We start from the raw sequence: 17,686 nt of genomic DNA, 5'->3' as shown, positions 1-17,686 counted from the left end.
AGAGCTACTAACCCATGCTCAATGACTTTATTCAGCAATTTCAAAACTATAACTTCTCTTCTGATGAAATTAAAAAACTAATTCACAGTAGTAAATTAGAATATTTAAAACCAAAACACGTTATTGCCAAACAAAATGACGATTCAAAGTTCTTCTATTTTTTATTAGAAGGACTTTGTCATGCTTCATATTTAACTGAAGATGGTAAGGCATTCAGTAAAGAATTTTACTGGAAAGGTGATTGGGTTGTCGGGTTTGAAGGAGTAATAGATAACGAGAAATCCCCCTATACGTTAGAAACTTTAACACCAACGACGATCTTATCTTTACCTATCTCTTATATGCAGCAATGGCGAGCACAATCTCATCCTTTCTATCTAAAGCTAGTCGAAACTCAATTAGTCTATAAAGAGAGAAAAGAGCGCTTTATGTTACTTTACTCCCCTCAGTCTCGTTACGAGATTTTCTGTCAAAACTACCCTGACCTTCACTCACAATTAAGTGACTATCAAGTAGCGGCTTATCTTGGGATCACTCACATCAGCTTAAGTCGTATTAAAAATAGAATTAAAAAAGTTAACATAAGTTAATGTCTTAAAAAGTGAAAATAGGTATCTTGATGATCTTCTTTTTTCATCGGGATAATTTCTATGATCCATTGGCAAAAAATACTTTTTAATGACTTAACTACCGCGCAACTGTATGAACTGCTTCGTTTAAGAGTTGATGTCTTTGTCGTTGAGCAAACTTGTCCATACCCTGAATTAGATGGTAAAGATTGCCATAAAGGCGTCTATCATTTAATTGGGACTAAAAATAATGAAATAGTCGCTTGTGCTCGTCTACTTCCAGCAGGAGTTAGTTATACAAACCCTAGCATTGGGCGCGTAGCAACAAAAGAAACAGCCAGAGGTAATGGTTTAGGTCATCAATTATTATCAGAAGCATTATTACAATGTGAGCAATTGTGGCCTGGGGAAACGATTGATATTGGCGCTCAAGAACATTTAAGTCACTTTTATCAAAAGCATGGTTTTAACGTGATTTCTGATATGTATCTTGAGGATGATATCCCTCATGTCGATATGCGACTAGCTAAATAATACGAAAATGAAATCAATGATGACGCCAGTCAACCTCGCAATTATCTTACTTGTATTAGGTAATTTATTGGCATCTCTGTCAGATGTAGCAGTAAAAATTCTTGATGGTGGAGTTTCACCTTTTCAATATATTTTTCTGCGCCAACTGGTCTCTCTCACTCTTCTTTTTCCTTTTTGGGCTCGTCAACCTTCGACATCAAGAAGTTTAAGTAATCCAAAAATAACGGTATTAAGATCTCATATTCTCTTAATTGGCAGTTGTTGCATGGTGGTATCGATTACTTATTTATCTCTTGCTACTGCCAATGCCGTTTTTTATACCGCTCCATTATTGATGATCCCGCTTTCCATGCTGTTATTTAATGAAAGACCTTCAGCTAAAAAAGTACTTCAAACCGTGATTGGATTTATTGGTGTTATTATTATTTTACGCCCCTCTCAATTCCATTGGGCAGCAATTTTTGCACTCGGAACAGCAATGACTTTAGCATCATATAATATTTTGATTCGAAAAATCCCTAATGAACAATCGGTGATCACCACCCAGGGCAACCGCATGAGTGGTTAAATTTTAACCTCTGAGAAAAAACCTGCCGTTAAAACAGATTCAAGCATTGAAGTATTCATCATGCATCGCTTTTGTTTACCCACGATACTCAGTTTTGTGGGCTCAGCTCTGAGCATGTTCAAGCTCATGTGTCGTAAGCAGGAAAGGTTTTCGGCACCATTATCTTTGAATATAGAGCAAGCATCTTCATTCATGCTGACATCGAGTACCCAGTGCATTGATTCGATCCCCCAATGCTCTCTGACCGCCACTGCTGCTTGCTCTGCACTTAATTCTTTTGAGCTAATGTAATAACGATATTCTAGACTGGGCTGTTTTCCTTTAATGGCACGAAAGCTTTCAATCATGATGATACTTTTTAAGCCTTTCCAACGAGAAAAGTTACCTTCTAGAGCTGTACTTGGTAATACATAACTTTGACGTGATTCAATACGGCCATGACCTTGCTCAAGGTTAATGAGTTTGTTTACTGTAGAGCGTTGATTTGAAAATGCTTTTTCAACAGATTTGCGTAGCGAGCCTTGATTGTTTTTTACTGCTAATAAGTAGTCTGCGCCCTTATCTATTATGACTTTGGCTATTGCCGTTTGGCATGCCATGGCATCAATAGTCACTAATGCGCCTTTAATATCAAGCATCTTAATAAGCTCTGGAATAGCTGTTATTTCATTACTTTTTTGCTCTGTTTTTAACTGCCCTAAAACCAATTTGTTTGAAGAGGCGTAAGCACTCACCATATGGATAGTACTTGAGCGGTCGTCTCGATCATAAGAGCCACGAAGTGTCTTGCCATCAATAGCAACGACTTGGCCTTGAGTTAAAGAATGCACTGAAGACATCCAAGAGACGAAGCATTGATGAAATTGCTCTGGTTCAATATTTGAAACAATCCTAGCAATCGTATCATCGACAGGAATGTCATTTAAAAACATACCATTACGTTCAAACCAAGCGTGATGACCAAGAATGTATTCTCTAATATCAAACCAGCCTTTTGCTCCTGCAATAACAGCACACATTGAGCCGAATAGAACTTCAAAAAGGCAATAGGTTACTTTTGCACCTTGTCTTTGGTCTGTTATTTCATGAAAGTGTTCTTTAAAATGGTCAATGTGCATCGAATTCTCCTCGTTAAAGGAGGTATATGATCACAGGTAAATCTGATCGTCAAATCGATCGTTTAATTGATTAAAAAACATTCGTGATCTTGCCCTGGATCACCACCCTATTTTGGACCACATTATTATCTCTACCTGTTTCGGGAGGGTTAGCTTGGTTTTACTGGCAATCATTAAATTACAATGAAATTTTTTGGATTGCATTAAGTGCTACCTTTATTATTAGTTACAATGGTCTAGCAACCATGGCCTATAAGAAAGCACCTGCAACCCAAATATCTTTAGCGGAATATTCAGGGCTAATTTTTGTCGTTCTATTTGGAGTAATATGGTTTGATGAGGTGCCTGATTTATTAACCGTAATAGGCATTGCATTAATCATTCTCCCTCTTATGCCTAAAACTTGGTTAAAGAAAGTAAGAGGAAGATAGTAATATAAAAAGCTTGGTGGCAGTTATTTACTGCGCCCAAAGTTGCCATCGGAAAGTCGAAAATACGTGACCGCTTGGCCATCTCGCTCGATTTGCACAATGTCTAGATCACCTTGTGAATCCAATTTAAATCGAAACAGCTGGCCTTTTTTTATATTACTTAATGGCTTATCTGTACCTTCAATTTTAACCAATTTATTTAATTCTGTTAATGGTAAATTATTTTTTCTAAATACTTGATAGAGCGTATCACCGGCTTTAATCTTATAATTCTGCCAATTACCCTGAATCGATGATGGGGCTTTTTCTATCGGCTTAGTTTTTTCTACCAACTTAGCTATTTTTTTCTCTTGAGCAGTATCATAAGATGAAGAGGTTTCATTAAGATTACCCTCTTGCTCACTTAGACCTTCTAGATTCAAACTTATACTCTGCCTTTGCATTTCATCCGCAGGGATCATTGTAGGCTGAATACTATCAGTCTCTTCTGTCGTACCATGTGGTAATAAGACTAAAACACAAGTGACAGGAATTAAAACTCGCAACGCTGTTTGATGAAATTTAGGTAAACGCGACCAATAAGGTGCGACTACTTCAATAAGAGGTGCGCACTTTTTCTTTAATCCTTCCAATGACTCAGAAAAATTTGGCCGTTTTATATTCATTTTTTTCTTTTCATTCATACCATCGCCTTATGCGAAACTAGTTAGCTCACGTTTTATTCTAATATCAGAGTACAAAGAAGTACAAAAGTTTACCTTAAGCTTAGATCTCTGTATCCTTTAGTCTTTCGTTTATACCATATAAAGAAAGAGAGACAGCATGTCTGAAGTTAAATTAGAAACAGTAGAGCAAAGAGCAAGCTACGGCATTGGCCTTCAAATGGGTCAACAACTTGCACAATCTGGTCTTGAAGGCCTAAACGTTGCAGCTATCGCTAAAGGTATCGCAACTTCACTAACTGGCGACATGCCAGAAATCGAAGTTGATGCTATCAACGAAGCACTTCAAGCACTTCACATGCGTGCTGAAGAATCTCGTGCGGAAGCGTCTAAAGCAGCTGCTGCTGACGGCGAAGCTTTCCTAGCTGATAACGCTCTTCGTTCAGAAGTGACTGTACTTGAGTCTGGTCTTCAATATGAAGTACTAACTGCAGGCACTGGCGAAATCCCAACGTCTGATAAAACAGTACGTGTTCACTACCACGGTATGCTAACTGACGGTACTGTATTTGACAGTTCAGTAGAGCGCGGTCAACCTGCTGAATTCCCTGTAACTGGCGTTATCGCTGGTTGGGTTGAAGCTCTTCAACTAATGCCTGTAGGTTCTAAGTGGAAGCTTGCTATCCCACAAGACCTTGCATACGGTGAACGTGGCGCTGGCGCTGCAATCCCTCCATATGCTGCACTAGTATTTGAAGTAGAATTACTAGAAATCGTTTAATCTTTCTTAAAAGATTAAAATAAAAAAGCGATGCCTCTAGGCATCGCTTTTTTTATATCGTACACTCGACAGAATGTTAAGAAGTTTAAAATAATGTTAAGGGAAATAACAATGAAAAAAGTACTTATTATCGCATTAAGCAGCTTAGCTCTAGTTGCATGTAAATCAACTGATGGCAATTCAAGTTCAACACAAGCATCAACTTCAACTCAATCAAGCAGTGCCGCATTAATTGGACCTGCATTAAATGCCGCTCTTTCTCTCTACAATCAATCAAGTAATGAATCTACATTAGCTGATAAGGTTCAAAATGAGCTGTCATTAACTTCAGAACAAGCGGTTGGTGGTATTGGAGCTTTACTTTCTGTGGCTCAAAATAAACTGTCTTCTGATAATAAAAGTGAGTTAGGCCAACTAATTCCTGGAGTTTCAGCGTTAGACTCTACAGGATTAACTTCTTTAATCACCAATATGGATGGTGTTCAAAGTGCATTTAAAAGCTTAGGTCTTGATCCGTCATTAATCTCATTGATTACTCCTCTAGTCACTCAATACTTAAGCTCTCAAAATGCAAGTTCAGGCTTGGTTAACTCTTTGAGTGCGCTTTGGAAATAAACTAAATCTAAATAAAAAGCAGCCTCATTATTGGGCTGCTTTTTTTATGTTATGTAATAGCAATTAAATTCCTGAACCACCTAGCTCCCCATTATCTTCATGTAATCCACATTCTCGCTTTAAACCAAAAAATCGTGTTTCTTCTTCACTCATTCCCGGTTCCCATTTTTGAGTAGTGTGCGTATCACCTACCGACAAATAACCTTGTTCCCATAAAGGGTGATAAGGTAAATCATGTTCTTTTAAGAAAAAATGCACCTCTTTATTTGTCCAATCAAGCACAGGTAAAAATTTAAATACACCATTTTGAATGCTTAAAATAGGAAGGTTTGCACGAGAGCTAGATTGATCACGGCGCAAACCAGAAAACCAAATACCCACTTCTAAGTGATCTAACGCTCGACGCATTGGTTGAACTTTATTTAATTTATTGTATTGCTCAAGACCATCAATTCCTTTTTCCCACAATTTCCCATAACGTGCTTCTTGCCAATTAGGGCTTTCATCTGCTGTAAATACTTGCAAATTTAAGTGAAGACGCTTAGTTAGCTCATCAATAAACTGATAGGTTTCAGGAAACAGATAGCCTGTGTCGGTCAAAATAACCGGAGTATCCGCTTTTACATCAGTGACTAATTGCAACATCACTGCTGCTTGAATTCCAAAACTTGAGGAGACCGCAGGGTTTCCTTCTAAGTTTTCTAACGCCCACAAAATTCGCTCTTGAGCGGTCAGCGTTTCAAGCTCTGTATTAACTTCAGATAAGCGTAAAATTTGCTCAACTTTCGTTAATGACAACAGCTCTGATAATTGCAATTTAGGCATAAAAGTCCCTTTTTGACACTATCACTTCATCTACAATGCCAGCTCGAATAGTAAAGTCACCAAAGCCTTCATTGCCTTGACGTTCAGTTGCCCAACGACCAACAAGTTCATCTATCTCAGATAAAATCTGACGATCTGTAATGTTCTCTTTATACATTTTAGGTACACGAGTACCACTGCGGTTACCGCCTAAATGGAAGTTATAACGTCCCGGCGCTTTACCGACTAAACCTATTTCAGCAAGCATTGCACGGCCACAACCATTTGGGCAGCCCGTGACACGGAAAATAATATTATCTTCTTCTGGCAGTTTATGTTTTTTAAGTACATCTTCGATTTCAGTCACAAACTCAGGCAAGAAACGTTCGGCTTCTGCCATCGCTAATGGACAGGTAGGAAAAGCGACACACGCCATTGAGTTTTTGCGTTGTTCAGAGTGAGCATCATCAATCAAACCATGCTCACGAGCAATTTTCTCTATCTGATCTTTTTGCTCAGCAGGCACACCAGCAACAATTAAGTTTTGGTTGGCTGTCATTCTAAAATCACCTTGGTGGATCTTAGCAATCTCGGAAACACCTGTTTTTAATGGCTTACCCGGGTAATCTAATAAACGGCCATTTTCGATAAATAATGCAAGATGATGCTTACCATCAATGCCATCTACCCAGCCGATTCGATCACCACGTTCTGTAAGCTCATAAGGACGACTTGCTTCAAATTGAATACCAGCACGTTTTTCGACTTCAGCTTTAAAGACGTCAACACCCACACGATCTAACGTATATTTTGTTTTTGCATTTTTACGATTTGAACGGTTACCCCAATCTCGTTGAGTCGTCACTACCGCAGCAGCTACCTCTAGTGTCTTTTCTAGAGCAACAAAACCAAAATCATCCGCTTTACGAGGATAAGTTGCGGTATCACCATGGGTCATCGCAAGACCACCACCCACAAGCACATTAAAACCAACCAGTTTTCCGTTATCAGCAATCGCAATGAAATTAAGATCATTGGCATGAACATCTACATCATTTTGCGGTGGGATAACCACGGTTGTCTTAAATTTACGAGGAAGATAGTTACTGCCTAAAATAGGCTCTTCATCCGTGCTTTCTAACTTCTCACCATCCAACCAAATCTCAGCATAGGCACGAGTTTTTGGTAATAAATGCTCACTGATTTTTTTAGCCCATTCGTAAGCTTCTTGGTGTAACTCAGATTCCACAGGGTTCGTAGTACAAAGAACATTTCGGTTTACATCACCCGCGGTTGCTATTGAATCAATACCAATGCTATTCAATGTTTGATGCATTAATTTAATGTTTGGTTTTAAAACTCCGTGAAACTGAAACGTTTGACGCGTGGTTAAACGCAAGCTGCCATAAGAGGTATTTTCTTCTGCAAACTTATCAATCGCTAGCCATTGCTTTGGAGTAATAATTCCACCCGGCATACGTGCGCGAAGCATTACGTTATGTAGAGGTTCTAATTTTTGCTTTGCACGCTCAGCTCGAATATCTCGGTCATCTTGCTGATACATGCCGTGAAAGCGGATCAATTGGAAATTATCTTTGGTAAAACCACCCGTAATGCGATCTTGAAGATCCTCTACGATCGTTCCTCTAAGATTTTGACTTTCACGCTTTAGACGCTCGTTATCTGCTAATGGGCCAAGCTCTGTGCCTGATAAGATTGTTTTTACTTCAATTTGTTCGCTCATTAGTACACATCCCTTTGGTAACGTTTCGCCTTACGCAGATCATTTACAAACTGCTCTGCTTCTTCTCTGTTCTTCTTTCCTTGCTGTTCAACAATGGTAATTAACGCGTCATGTACATCTTTTGCCATTCGAGTTGCATCACCACACACGTAGATATAAGCGCCATCTTGCAGCCACTGCCATACTTGTGCTGAATGCTCTAGGATACGATGCTGTACATAGACTTTTTCTTGCTGATCACGACTGAATGCAACATCTAATTGATTTACAACGCCTGATTTCAGATATTTCTGCCATTCAACTTGGTATAAAAAATCTTGTGTAAAGGTTCTATCACCAAAGAATAACCAGTTTTTACCTTCTGCATCACGATTGTCACGCTCTTGTACAAATGAGCGGAATGGCGCGATACCGGTACCTGGGCCAATCATGATTACAGGGGCATTATCATCTTGAGGAAGTTTGAAATTATTGTTGTGTTCGATAAATATTTTTACTTCATCGCCTTCTTCTAGACGATGAGATAGAAAGCTTGAGGCACCACCAAATCGAGTCTCATCACCTTGTTGATATTCAACAACAGCAACGGTTAAATGCACTTCTTCATCCACTTCACTTTGACTTGAAGCAATAGAATATAAACGAGGAGTTAAGCGACGAAGTAAACTAACTAGTTGCTCTGCAGTTAATTTAGTTTTCTTTTCTGATAGTAGATCAATGACTTGAGTGTTACCGGCATAGTGACGTAATTTATCTTTATCTTGTGCCAATTTTTCTAGTTTTTTACTGCCTGATAACTCTGAAAATTTAGCCACTTGCTGTGGGTTTGCCGAAGTGATTTCATATTTTTCAATTAAGGCTTTTTGCAGAGAAATAGATTCTCCATCCACATCAACTTGCTCTTCACCTGTTAGACCTACTTGTTTTAAGATTGCAGCGGCTAACTCTGAATTATTTTCAAACCAAACACCAAGTGCGTCACCCGGTTGATAAGTTAAACCTGAATCTTCCAAATCAATTTCGATATGACGAACGTCTTTACCTGAATCTCGCCCCGTTATTTTTTGGCTTGCTAATAACGTTGCCGTATAAGGGTTTTGTTTTGAATATTGAGAGTGGCTATGTGCGGCTTGACCAACTGGTAATTGCACTACCTGTCCATTTTTAGAATCATCACCTGTTGATAAGGTCTCTTTTACTTTCTCTAAGGCTTGCTTGCGCCATTCAGCTGCTGGAGCTTCATAATCCACATCAAGATCGATACGCTCAATAAATGGCGTTGCGCCTTTCTTAGATAAGTACGCATCAAAATCTTTACCTGTTTGGCAGAAGAATTCATAGCTTGAATCCCCCAAACCAATTACAGCGTATTTTAGGTTATCTAATTTAGGGGCTTTTTTAGATTGAAGAAATTCATGCAGTTCAATCGCATTATCCGGGGCTTCCCCCTCACCATTGGTCGATGCAACAATAATAACGTGAGTTTCTTTGGCGAGGTTTTTACCTTTATAGTCACTGGCATCAAACAGCTCAACACTGATCCCAGAGGCAGAAGCTTCTGTTTTCAGCGCTTCAGCAACCCCTTTAGCATTACCTGTTTGTGAGGCATAAATAATTGATAACTTACCTGCAGGCTCACTTGATACCGCCTCTGCGGCTTGGCTAATTGGTTGTGCTGCACCAGAGGTTTGGCTGACACCCCAAAAATAACCACTAACCCAAGCAAGTTGTTGTGAAGATAATTCTGAAGCCGCTAGCTGTAATTGACCTATTTGTTGATCATTAAGTGGACTAGCGAGTGCGGAGAGTTCCTTTAATAACATGACGACATCCCTATTCATTGCGTCATGCTAGATTAGCGACTCTTTCCTATAACAAGAAAGAATAGATAAGTATGTTTTATAACTTTTTGGAAGAAAGAAATGTTTGCGTTACTGAATTTATGCCTTAACGGTAATTAATCATTAATTCTCACCTGATTAAATCCAACAGATAATGCACTCTTTGAAGCGGATTCTAAATCTCTATATTTCATCTCCCCCCCTTTAAGATCAGTAAGTAAAACTAAGCCTCCACGTATATGGCGAAACTCTACAATCCAAGCACCTTCAGCCATCGTTGGTTCAATCACAGCTTCAATTAGCTGATCTTCTTGGTACATTAATTTTAATTCACTTAATGTTGTCATACCTGCATCCTTACCAAATATGAATATCATAGTAATATCCATTATATAAGAATGGTCAATAAACTTTAATTGAGCAAATTTTAAATAAAAAAATAGCGACTCAGTTTCCTGCATCGCTATTCTCAATACTGACTTTAGTCGTGGTTAGAAATCAAATGCAAATCCAGCAAACCAACCATCTACCATTACATTTGCTTGGTTGCTATCAAACTCTTCAAAATAACCAAACTCATGATCCATCACTCGATAACCAACTTTAAATTCAACATCGACAGCATCAACAGGAAGAATATATTTAACCCCTGCTTGACCATCCATCGTTCGCGTACCACTACCACTACCAAAATCATATTGGCCAAAAATATGAAAATGCGTTTTTGGAATATGGATCGATGCATCTGCATACATATTAATGCCAGTTTCATCAAAACTTTGGTTCACAGGTTTACTGTTATCTACAGAACCGCTTTTATTAAATTCACCATTAGTGAATTGTGTCAATGTTAAACCGACATCAAATTGAAGGCCATTAGTCTCTAATAATTTATAATAACCTGTGTAATCAATCTGATCATATTCAAAACGCTCTGAACGAACAGGCGTATAACGTACTTTTACATTCGGCAAAATTGGGTATGGGTGTTCAAAAGCAACAGAAAATGCTTGTGATGCATCAACATCATTTCTACGAACTGCAGTTTCTTTTGAGCCCACTTTTGCATCTGGGAACCACGCATCGATCTCAATTTTAGTAGTAAATTCCTGCTCTTCTGAATACGCTGGTGCAGCCAATAATAAGGCAGCAGAAGCAATAACAGTGGCTAAGGATAATTTGTTCATGCGTAGTCTCCATTTGCGACGCTATTTTAGTTCATGATTATCATCATAAACTATTTAATTTATATATTTATTTTTTCTCTACTTTTATCTTATCGATACGTAGCTTGAATTTTAGACATCTAACTCTGTTGGGATCTTGGCTAATGCTGTTTGCACCACCTCAATACCAGCTCCTGGTTTATGTGCATTTTCACTAATATAACGACGCCACTGGCGAGCACCTGGCATACTTTGAAATAAACCTAACATATGGCGTGTAATATGCCCTAAATGTGCACCATTCTCTAATTGACGTTCAATATATGGATACATTGATTCGACAATCTCACTGCGCTTTCTCACAGGTTTATCACTACCAAAAAGTTGCTGATCAACCTCTGCTAATAAGTAAGGACTCTGATAAGCTTCACGACCAATCATCACACCATCTAGATGAGCTAAATGTTCTTTCGCTTCATCCAGTGTTTTAATACCGCCATTAACAGCAACTACTAATTGAGGGAAATCTTTTTTAATTTGATACGCACGAGGGTAATCAAGCGGTGGAATTTCACGGTTTTCTTTAGGGCTTAAGCCACTCAGCCACGCTTTACGAGCATGAATGGTAAATTGATCACAACCACCCTTCTCATGAACTGTTGATACGAATTTAGTTAAAAACTCATAACTGTCTTGATCATCAATGCCAATACGTGTTTTCACTGTTACCGGAATATCAACAACGGCTTTCATTTCAGCAATACACTCAGCAACATGCTCAGGTTCAGCCATTAGGCAAGCACCAAAACGACCATTTTGAACGCGATCAGATGGACAACCTACATTGAGATTAATTTCATCATACCCACGCTCAGCCGCTAATTTTGCACAATGCGCTAAATCTTTTACATTAGAACCACCAAGTTGTAATGCAACAGGATGCTCTTCTTCATTGTAAGCTAGGAAATCACCTTTACCATGAATAATGGCACCTGTGGTAATCATCTCTGTATACAACAAAGCATGCTCTGATAATTGACGATGGAAATAACGGCAGTGGCGGTCAGTCCAATCAAGCATAGGAGCGACAGAGAAACGTTGTAATGGATAAGAGCTCATAGGTACATTCTTTCAGTGATCAAGACCTCAATTCTAACATAAGCAGAATATAAACAGCTATCCTATTACTTCTTTTAGTTCAGTATACTGCTAACTTTAAACAGACAATTATTCTTTAAAAGAATAAAGAAAAAAGATATCGACTTATGATAAACTGATTTATCTGTTTAATTAATAAGATATCCAACCAGTGAATCGTACGCAAAAACAAAAAGTTGAGCAACTTTGCCAACAACGTGGGGTCAGACTTACTCCACAGCGATTAACGGTTTTAGAGCTGATAACCTCTCACCAAGGAGCTATCAGTGCTTATGATCTTTTAGAACAATTAAAAAAAATAGAACCTCAGGCAAAGCCTCCAACCATTTATCGTGCATTAGATTTTTTGGTCACTCAGGGTTTCGTTCATAAGGTCGAATCTATAAATAGCTATATATCTTGTTGTGTCATTGGTGAACGGGCTCATTTTTCACAACTGTTCATTTGCCGAACTTGTGATGATGTTATTGAATATCATGATATAAAAATTACAGAACAACTTACTCAACAGGCTGAGAAAATCGGTTTTGTAATTGAGAACCATATCGTTGAAACTCATGGCACTTGTAGTTCTTGTTTAGATTACAAAGATAAAAATTAAAATATTACTTAAGGACGTTACCTACCATGCGCGCTGAATTTGTAAACCCATTCTTAGCTTCACTGATCAATGTACTTAAGACGATGGCCTCTATGGAATTAAAACCACAGAAACCTCGTATTAAGAAAGATGAGATTGCTCGTGGTGATGTATCTGGCTTAATTGGCATGGTTGGCATTCAGAGTAAAGGCTCAATGTCGATTACTTTTGACGAACCACTAGCTCTACAAATAATGCAGAATATGCTAGGTGAGCGCCCAAACAGCATTAATGAAGAAGTGACGGATATGGTGGGAGAAATCACTAATATGGTCACCGGTGGTGCTAAGCGTATTCTTTCAGAAAGTGGCTTTGAGTTTGATATGGCAACCCCAATGGTTGTTTCAGGTAAAGGCCATACAATTACTCATAAATGCGATGGCGCGATTATTATCATGCCTTTTACTTCTGAGTGGGGTAATGCATTTATTGAGATCTGTTTTGAGTAACAGAGACTAGAGACTAGAGACTAGAACGCTGCGCTTCTATAAGAGCAAAAGCAAGAAATAAAATTCAGGATTCAGGATTCAGGATTCAGGATTCAGGATTCAGGATTCAGGATTCAGGATTCAGGATTCAGGATTCAGGATTCAGGAAATGATAAGAGGTTGATATTTAGGTATCAACCTTTTTTATTACCTGTAATAAATCAAAGCGATAGATACAAAAAGAGCCGACCAAAGTCAGCTCTTTTGTATTAATCCCAATCACAGTAAGTAAGTGTTCAGAAATAGCGTAGGGAAAATGCTTGAGAACAAGGCGAAACTTTTCGATAAGTAGTTATTCTACAATCAAAAATTTCAACGCAGTTATCGAGCATTTTAACCAGCTAGGATGTTCAATTATTTACTACGATTGGTATTAAGCTTTGTATGCTTTAAATGCGTTGATTAAGCCGTTTGTTGAGCTATCGTGAGAAGTCACGGCTTTATCGTCAGCTAGCTCAGGAAGAATTTGGTTAGCCAATTGCTTACCAAGTTCTACGCCCCATTGGTCAAAGCTGAAGATATTCCAAATCACACCTTGTACAAAAATTTTGTGCTCGTACATTGCAATCAAGTTACCTAGTGTTTTAGGTGTTACTTGCTTAACAAGAATTGAGTTTGTTGGGCGGTTACCTTCAAATACTTTAAACGCAACTAGCTCTGCCATTTCTGCTTCTGTTTTACCAGCGGCTGCAAATTCAGCACGAACAGTCTCTTCTGTTTTACCGAATGCTAACGCTTCTGTTTGTGCGAAGAAGTTAGACATCAGTTTCTGGTGGTGATCACCCACTTGGTTATGGCTGATTGCAGGCGCAATAAAATCACAAGGAATTAATTTTGTACCTTGGTGAATCAATTGGTAGAACGCGTGTTGGCCATTTGTACCAGGTTCGCCCCAAATGATTGGACCCGTTTGGTAATCAACAGGGTTACCGTTACGGTCTACACATTTACCATTTGATTCCATGTTGCCTTGTTGGAAGTACGCAGCAAAACGGTGTAGATACTGATCGTATGGAAGAATTGATTCTGATTCAGCACCGTGGAAGTTGTTATACCATAGGCCAATAAGTGCAAGAATAACAGGCACGTTATTTTCAAGATCCGTATTAGCAAAATGATTATCCACTTCATGAGCACCTTCAAGAAGCTCAACAAAGTTATCAAAACCAACCGCTAGTGCAATTGAAAGACCGATTGCTGACCATAAAGAATAACGACCGCCAACCCAATCCCAGAACTCAAACATATTATCTGTATCGATACCAAACTCAGACACTGATGGTGCATTAGTTGATAGTGCAGCAAAGTGTTTAGCAACATGGGCTTGATCGCCAGCTTCAGCTAAGAACCAATCACGAGCACTGTGTGCATTCGTCATTGTTTCTTGTGTTGTGAATGTTTTAGATGCGATTAAAAATAACGTTGTCTCAGGGTTCAATGGCTTCAGAGTTTCAACAATGTGTGTACCATCAACGTTTGAAACAAAGTGCATGTTTAAACGTGTTTTATATGGTGCTAATGCTTCAGAAACCATATATGGACCAAGATCTGAGCCACCAATACCGATGTTTACGATATCTGTAATTTCTTTACCTGTGTAACCTTTCCACTCACCAGAAATTAAACGCTCTGTGAAGCCTTTCATTTTTTCTAGTACTGCATTAACAGCAGGCATTACGTCTTCACCATCAACGATTACCGGAGTGTTGCTACGGTTACGAAGTGCTGTATGAAGAACTGAACGATCTTCGGTTTTATTGATTTTCTCACCGTTAAACATCGCATTAATTGCTGAAGACAATTCAGTTTGTTCAGCTAGTGCGAACAGTTTTTTCATTGTCTCTTCAGTAACTAAGTTCTTAGAGAAATCCACTAGAATGTCTTGGCCAAACGTTGTTGAAAATTTATCAAAACGTTGTGCATCCGCAGCGAATAGATCAGATAGGCTGAAATTTTGTGCTGTTTCAAAGTGTGCAGTTAAGTCTGCCCACGCTTGAGTTTCTGTTGGGTTGATGTTTTTTAACATGGTAAAAATATCCCGTGTAGTAGGTTTGTTGGTTCAAAAATAAATTTCTGAACTCCCCGTTTATACGAATCTAAAAAATATGGTGAACTTTATATATTATGACCAAAACTACGCTCACCCTTTTTGAGTTAGGTCACATTAAAACTTCTATAAGTGAACATTATCACTATCAAGGCAACAGAACTCTAGTGTTGAGATCATTATTGTGGCGAAAAGAATTAGAATGGTTGATTAATCATCACTCTAAATAAACTTTCTTCGTTTCCCCATGCCATTTCTGTTCGTACCACAATCCCTTCAACTTGAAAACGTATCGCACCGCCTGCACTCCACTTCATATCTTCATGTAATGTCGATAACGAGAAATCATTTGCAACCCGTCCGACATCTACAAACGCGACCCCATTGCCACCAAGGCACATCATAAAGATTAAAAATAGGCCACTCTTCTAATGGCTGCCAATCCGGCATAACTCGATATTCTGCTGAATAATGAATGGCTGAACGACCATGAAAACGACCACCACCAAAACTACGTAAACGATATAAACCGCCTAACCTTATTCCTGCATATTCTGGGGCAGAATGTTGCTCATTTTGCCAACTAGGAGTATCTGCCACATAAAAATCTAAGGCCACAACTTGTTTATTAATTACCTCACCTAAATTACCTAAATCAAAGAATGCACTCTGTTGAAACTCCCATGTCCACCATCTTTCTTGAGAGTTGGTTTCTGGAGAATAGGTAATATCAAGTTCAGTACGAGCTCCATGAGTGGTGTTTCTCACGCTATTTCGATTATCCCAATCAAGGTTAACTTTCATTCCCCAGTTGGAACCAGGCTCATTCCAATTCGAGACATTAGATAAGTGACGAGAATAATAGAAAGGACTGAACTCAATGCTACTCACACCACTTTCAAATGGGTTGTAATTTTTAACTTTACGTTCAGGAAGATAAGCGGCTTGCGCACCTATTTTTTCACCATTACCAATTGGTAGTACGTAATTTGCACTCAAATGATATTGTGCTTCTAGGCTATCTGTAAATAATCGGTCATTAACTGATGAATCATTATTCCCTGCCGAGCCAATGTAATAATCCATATCTTTAAAATTGGCATTATAAGCATTTGCTCCAACTAACCATGAGTGACCAATTTGTACATTATTGGCCGATAAATAACTCATGTAGGAACCTTTTGTCGAATAAAACCCAGCGGCAAATAAAGAAGCTTGAGGCTGGCCGACTCCTTTCATTACACCAGCAACACCCACCGTAGTGCCTAGGCTCTCTGATGAGAACATAAAAGGAACCATTGCTGTCTCAGGTAAAGAAGTAGGCCAAATACTATTTTCGGCCATTACAGTGTTAATGCCTGAAAACGGTGAAATAAGAAAAAGCGCTAGTCCAGTAGCGCTTTTTAAAAAAAATGAACTCAATTATGGCCTCATTTAGGTATATTGCATCTTCACTCGTGACGTCAATTTAGTCACCAATTCATAAGCTATGGTTCCAATATGCTCTGCAACTTCTTCAGCGGGAAGTTCTTTTCCCCACAAAGTAGCTTCATCACCCACGCTATCTTGAGCTTCTGGTCCCAAATCAACCGTTAACATATCCATTGAGACTCGACCTGCAATTGGAACTTTGCGTCCATTGACAAATACTGGAGTACCATTAGGTGCTGTTCGCGGATAGCCATCACCATAGCCAATGGCAATCACACCAATTTTAGTATCTTGCTGACTCGTCCATATTCCACCATAACCAACACTCTCACCTGCTTTAACATCACGTACTGCGATCAAATGAGAGGTAAGAGTCATGGTAGGCAAATAACCTAGTTCTTGTGCTGATTGTCCAGCAAATGGAGAAACACCATACATAATAATACCAGGACGAACCCAATCTAATTGACTATCAGGCCAAGCAAGTAATCCAGCAGAAGCCGCTAATGAACGCTCTCCCTTACACCCTTTAGTTAATGACATGAAGGTATCAATTTGCTCAATTGTTACTGAACTTTCAAGTTCATCAGCACAACCAAAATGGCTCATGTAACGCAGCGGCTTAGCGACATTTTTACAAGCATGAAGACGCTCAACGTACTCTTGATACTCTTCAGGACGAATACCTAAACGATGCATTCCTGAATCTACTTTCAACCAAACAACGACAGGACCTTCCAATTCTGCCGCTTCAAGCGCTTCAAGTTGCTCTTTGCAATGAACCGCAGTTTGAATGTTATTAGTCACTAAAATAGGTAAGTCACCGGCAGAATAAAACCCTTCAAGCAGGAGAACTTGTTTTACAATACCACCAGCACGAAGTTGTAATGCCTCTTCAATACGAGCGACACCAAAAGCATCAGCATCATTAGCACTCTTTGCTATATTTAGCAATCCATGGCCATACCCATTTGCTTTTACAACAGCAAGCACTTTGCTATGGGGTGCCTGTTGTTTAATTTTCTTCAAATTATGGATTAACGCAGACATATTAATTTGCGCTGAGGCCGCTTTCATATAACTCATGAT

General features: G+C 38.9%; 16 protein-coding genes and 3 pseudogenes. 8 read left to right on the top strand and 11 right to left on the bottom strand.

Annotated features, from left to right (window positions below; genetic code table 11):
* Positions 1 to 14: 14 nt before the first annotated feature.
* From ACU5DF_RS20465 to ACU5DF_RS20455, 3 genes and pseudogenes are all read left to right on the top strand, one after another.
* On the top strand, positions 15 to 590 hold the full coding sequence (locus ACU5DF_RS20465; protein WP_045102983.1) for a Crp/Fnr family transcriptional regulator: 576 nt from the start codon (positions 15 to 17) through the stop codon (positions 588 to 590).
* 60 nt (positions 591 to 650) lie between these two features.
* Positions 651 to 1,103 carry a GNAT family N-acetyltransferase gene (locus ACU5DF_RS20460; RefSeq protein ID WP_446713993.1) on the top strand — a complete coding sequence of 151 codons (453 nt, stop codon included), beginning with the start codon at positions 651 to 653 and terminating at the stop codon, positions 1,101 to 1,103.
* Between the two features lie 19 nt (positions 1,104 to 1,122).
* A pseudogene (locus ACU5DF_RS20455) lies at positions 1,123 to 1,647 on the top strand (DMT family transporter); the annotation flags it as partial.
* A gap of 20 nt (positions 1,648 to 1,667) precedes the next feature.
* Here the strand turns inward: ACU5DF_RS20455 and ACU5DF_RS20450 are convergent.
* Positions 1,668 to 2,789 (bottom strand): ISAs1 family transposase, encoded by a 1,122-nt coding sequence (locus tag ACU5DF_RS20450; protein WP_446711344.1) that lies wholly within the window; start codon positions 2,787 to 2,789, stop codon positions 1,668 to 1,670.
* A 98-nt stretch (positions 2,790 to 2,887) separates the two neighbouring features.
* On the opposite strand from ACU5DF_RS20450, the pseudogene ACU5DF_RS20445 reads away from it, so the two are divergent.
* A pseudogene (locus ACU5DF_RS20445) lies at positions 2,888 to 3,220 on the top strand (EamA family transporter); the annotation flags it as partial.
* Between the two features lie 23 nt (positions 3,221 to 3,243).
* Here the strand turns inward: ACU5DF_RS20445 and ACU5DF_RS20440 are convergent.
* Complete coding sequence (locus tag ACU5DF_RS20440; protein ID WP_045102986.1) at positions 3,244 to 3,903, bottom strand: LysM-like peptidoglycan-binding domain-containing protein; 660 nt, start codon at positions 3,901 to 3,903, stop codon at positions 3,244 to 3,246.
* A 139-nt stretch (positions 3,904 to 4,042) separates the two neighbouring features.
* Between ACU5DF_RS20440 and bamJ the strand changes: the two genes are divergently transcribed.
* Positions 4,043 to 4,663 carry a BamJ family beta-barrel-assembly machinery protein gene (gene bamJ, locus ACU5DF_RS20435; protein ID WP_045102987.1) on the top strand — a complete coding sequence of 207 codons (621 nt, stop codon included), beginning with the start codon at positions 4,043 to 4,045 and terminating at the stop codon, positions 4,661 to 4,663.
* A gap of 111 nt (positions 4,664 to 4,774) precedes the next feature.
* Positions 4,775 to 5,278: a DUF2780 domain-containing protein gene (locus ACU5DF_RS20430; protein WP_446713992.1), complete on the top strand. Its 504-nt coding sequence runs from the start codon at positions 4,775 to 4,777 to the stop codon at positions 5,276 to 5,278.
* Between the two features lie 63 nt (positions 5,279 to 5,341).
* On the opposite strand, the gene ACU5DF_RS20425 is transcribed toward ACU5DF_RS20430, so the two are convergent.
* From ACU5DF_RS20425 to dusA, 6 genes are all read right to left on the bottom strand, one after another.
* Positions 5,342 to 6,103, bottom strand: coding sequence for a phosphoadenylyl-sulfate reductase (locus tag ACU5DF_RS20425; RefSeq protein ID WP_446713991.1), 762 nt, complete (start codon positions 6,101 to 6,103; stop codon positions 5,342 to 5,344).
* Positions 6,096 to 7,826, bottom strand: a complete 1,731-nt coding sequence (gene cysI / locus ACU5DF_RS20420; RefSeq protein ID WP_446713990.1) for an assimilatory sulfite reductase (NADPH) hemoprotein subunit — start codon at positions 7,824 to 7,826, stop codon at positions 6,096 to 6,098. The genes ACU5DF_RS20425 and cysI overlap by 8 nt, the downstream gene beginning before the upstream one ends.
* Positions 7,826 to 9,649: an assimilatory sulfite reductase (NADPH) flavoprotein subunit gene (locus tag ACU5DF_RS20415; RefSeq protein WP_446713989.1), complete on the bottom strand. Its 1,824-nt coding sequence runs from the start codon at positions 9,647 to 9,649 to the stop codon at positions 7,826 to 7,828. Before ACU5DF_RS20415 ends, cysI begins: the two co-directional genes overlap by 1 nt.
* A 134-nt stretch (positions 9,650 to 9,783) precedes the next feature.
* Positions 9,784 to 10,014, bottom strand: coding sequence for a hypothetical protein (locus ACU5DF_RS20410; RefSeq protein ID WP_446714285.1), 231 nt, complete (start codon positions 10,012 to 10,014; stop codon positions 9,784 to 9,786).
* Between the two features lie 144 nt (positions 10,015 to 10,158).
* The gene (locus ACU5DF_RS20405; protein WP_446713988.1) at positions 10,159 to 10,854 is read right to left on the bottom strand and encodes a TIGR04219 family outer membrane beta-barrel protein; all 696 of its coding nucleotides are present in this window, start codon (positions 10,852 to 10,854) and stop codon (positions 10,159 to 10,161) included.
* Between the two features lie 111 nt (positions 10,855 to 10,965).
* Positions 10,966 to 11,952, bottom strand: a complete 987-nt coding sequence (gene dusA, locus ACU5DF_RS20400) for a tRNA dihydrouridine(20/20a) synthase DusA (RefSeq protein ID WP_446713987.1) — start codon at positions 11,950 to 11,952, stop codon at positions 10,966 to 10,968.
* A gap of 190 nt (positions 11,953 to 12,142) precedes the next feature.
* Between dusA and zur the strand changes: the two genes are divergently transcribed.
* Both zur and ACU5DF_RS20390 read left to right on the top strand, forming a co-directional pair.
* On the top strand, positions 12,143 to 12,592 hold the full coding sequence (zur, locus tag ACU5DF_RS20395) for a zinc uptake transcriptional repressor Zur (RefSeq protein ID WP_446713986.1): 450 nt from the start codon (positions 12,143 to 12,145) through the stop codon (positions 12,590 to 12,592).
* A 26-nt stretch (positions 12,593 to 12,618) separates the two neighbouring features.
* A complete protein-coding gene (locus ACU5DF_RS20390) occupies positions 12,619 to 13,080 on the top strand; it encodes a chemotaxis protein CheX (protein WP_045102995.1) in 462 nt (153 codons plus the stop codon).
* Positions 13,081 to 13,492: 412 nt separating this feature from the next.
* On the opposite strand, the gene pgi is transcribed toward ACU5DF_RS20390, so the two are convergent.
* From pgi to alr, 3 genes and pseudogenes are all read right to left on the bottom strand, one after another.
* Positions 13,493 to 15,145: a glucose-6-phosphate isomerase gene (gene pgi, locus ACU5DF_RS20385; RefSeq protein WP_446713985.1), complete on the bottom strand. Its 1,653-nt coding sequence runs from the start codon at positions 15,143 to 15,145 to the stop codon at positions 13,493 to 13,495.
* 218 nt (positions 15,146 to 15,363) lie between these two features.
* Positions 15,364 to 16,588: pseudogene (locus ACU5DF_RS20380) on the bottom strand (BamA/TamA family outer membrane protein).
* Between the two features lie 12 nt (positions 16,589 to 16,600).
* The gene (gene alr, locus ACU5DF_RS20375) at positions 16,601 to 17,683 is read right to left on the bottom strand and encodes an alanine racemase (RefSeq protein WP_045102998.1); all 1,083 of its coding nucleotides are present in this window, start codon (positions 17,681 to 17,683) and stop codon (positions 16,601 to 16,603) included.
* Positions 17,684 to 17,686: the final 3 nt, after the last annotated feature.

It is taken from the genome of Aliivibrio wodanis (assembly GCF_052920805.1).
The sequence above is the reverse complement of the archived record's forward strand: the minus strand, read 5'-3'. Positions and strand labels throughout refer to the sequence as shown.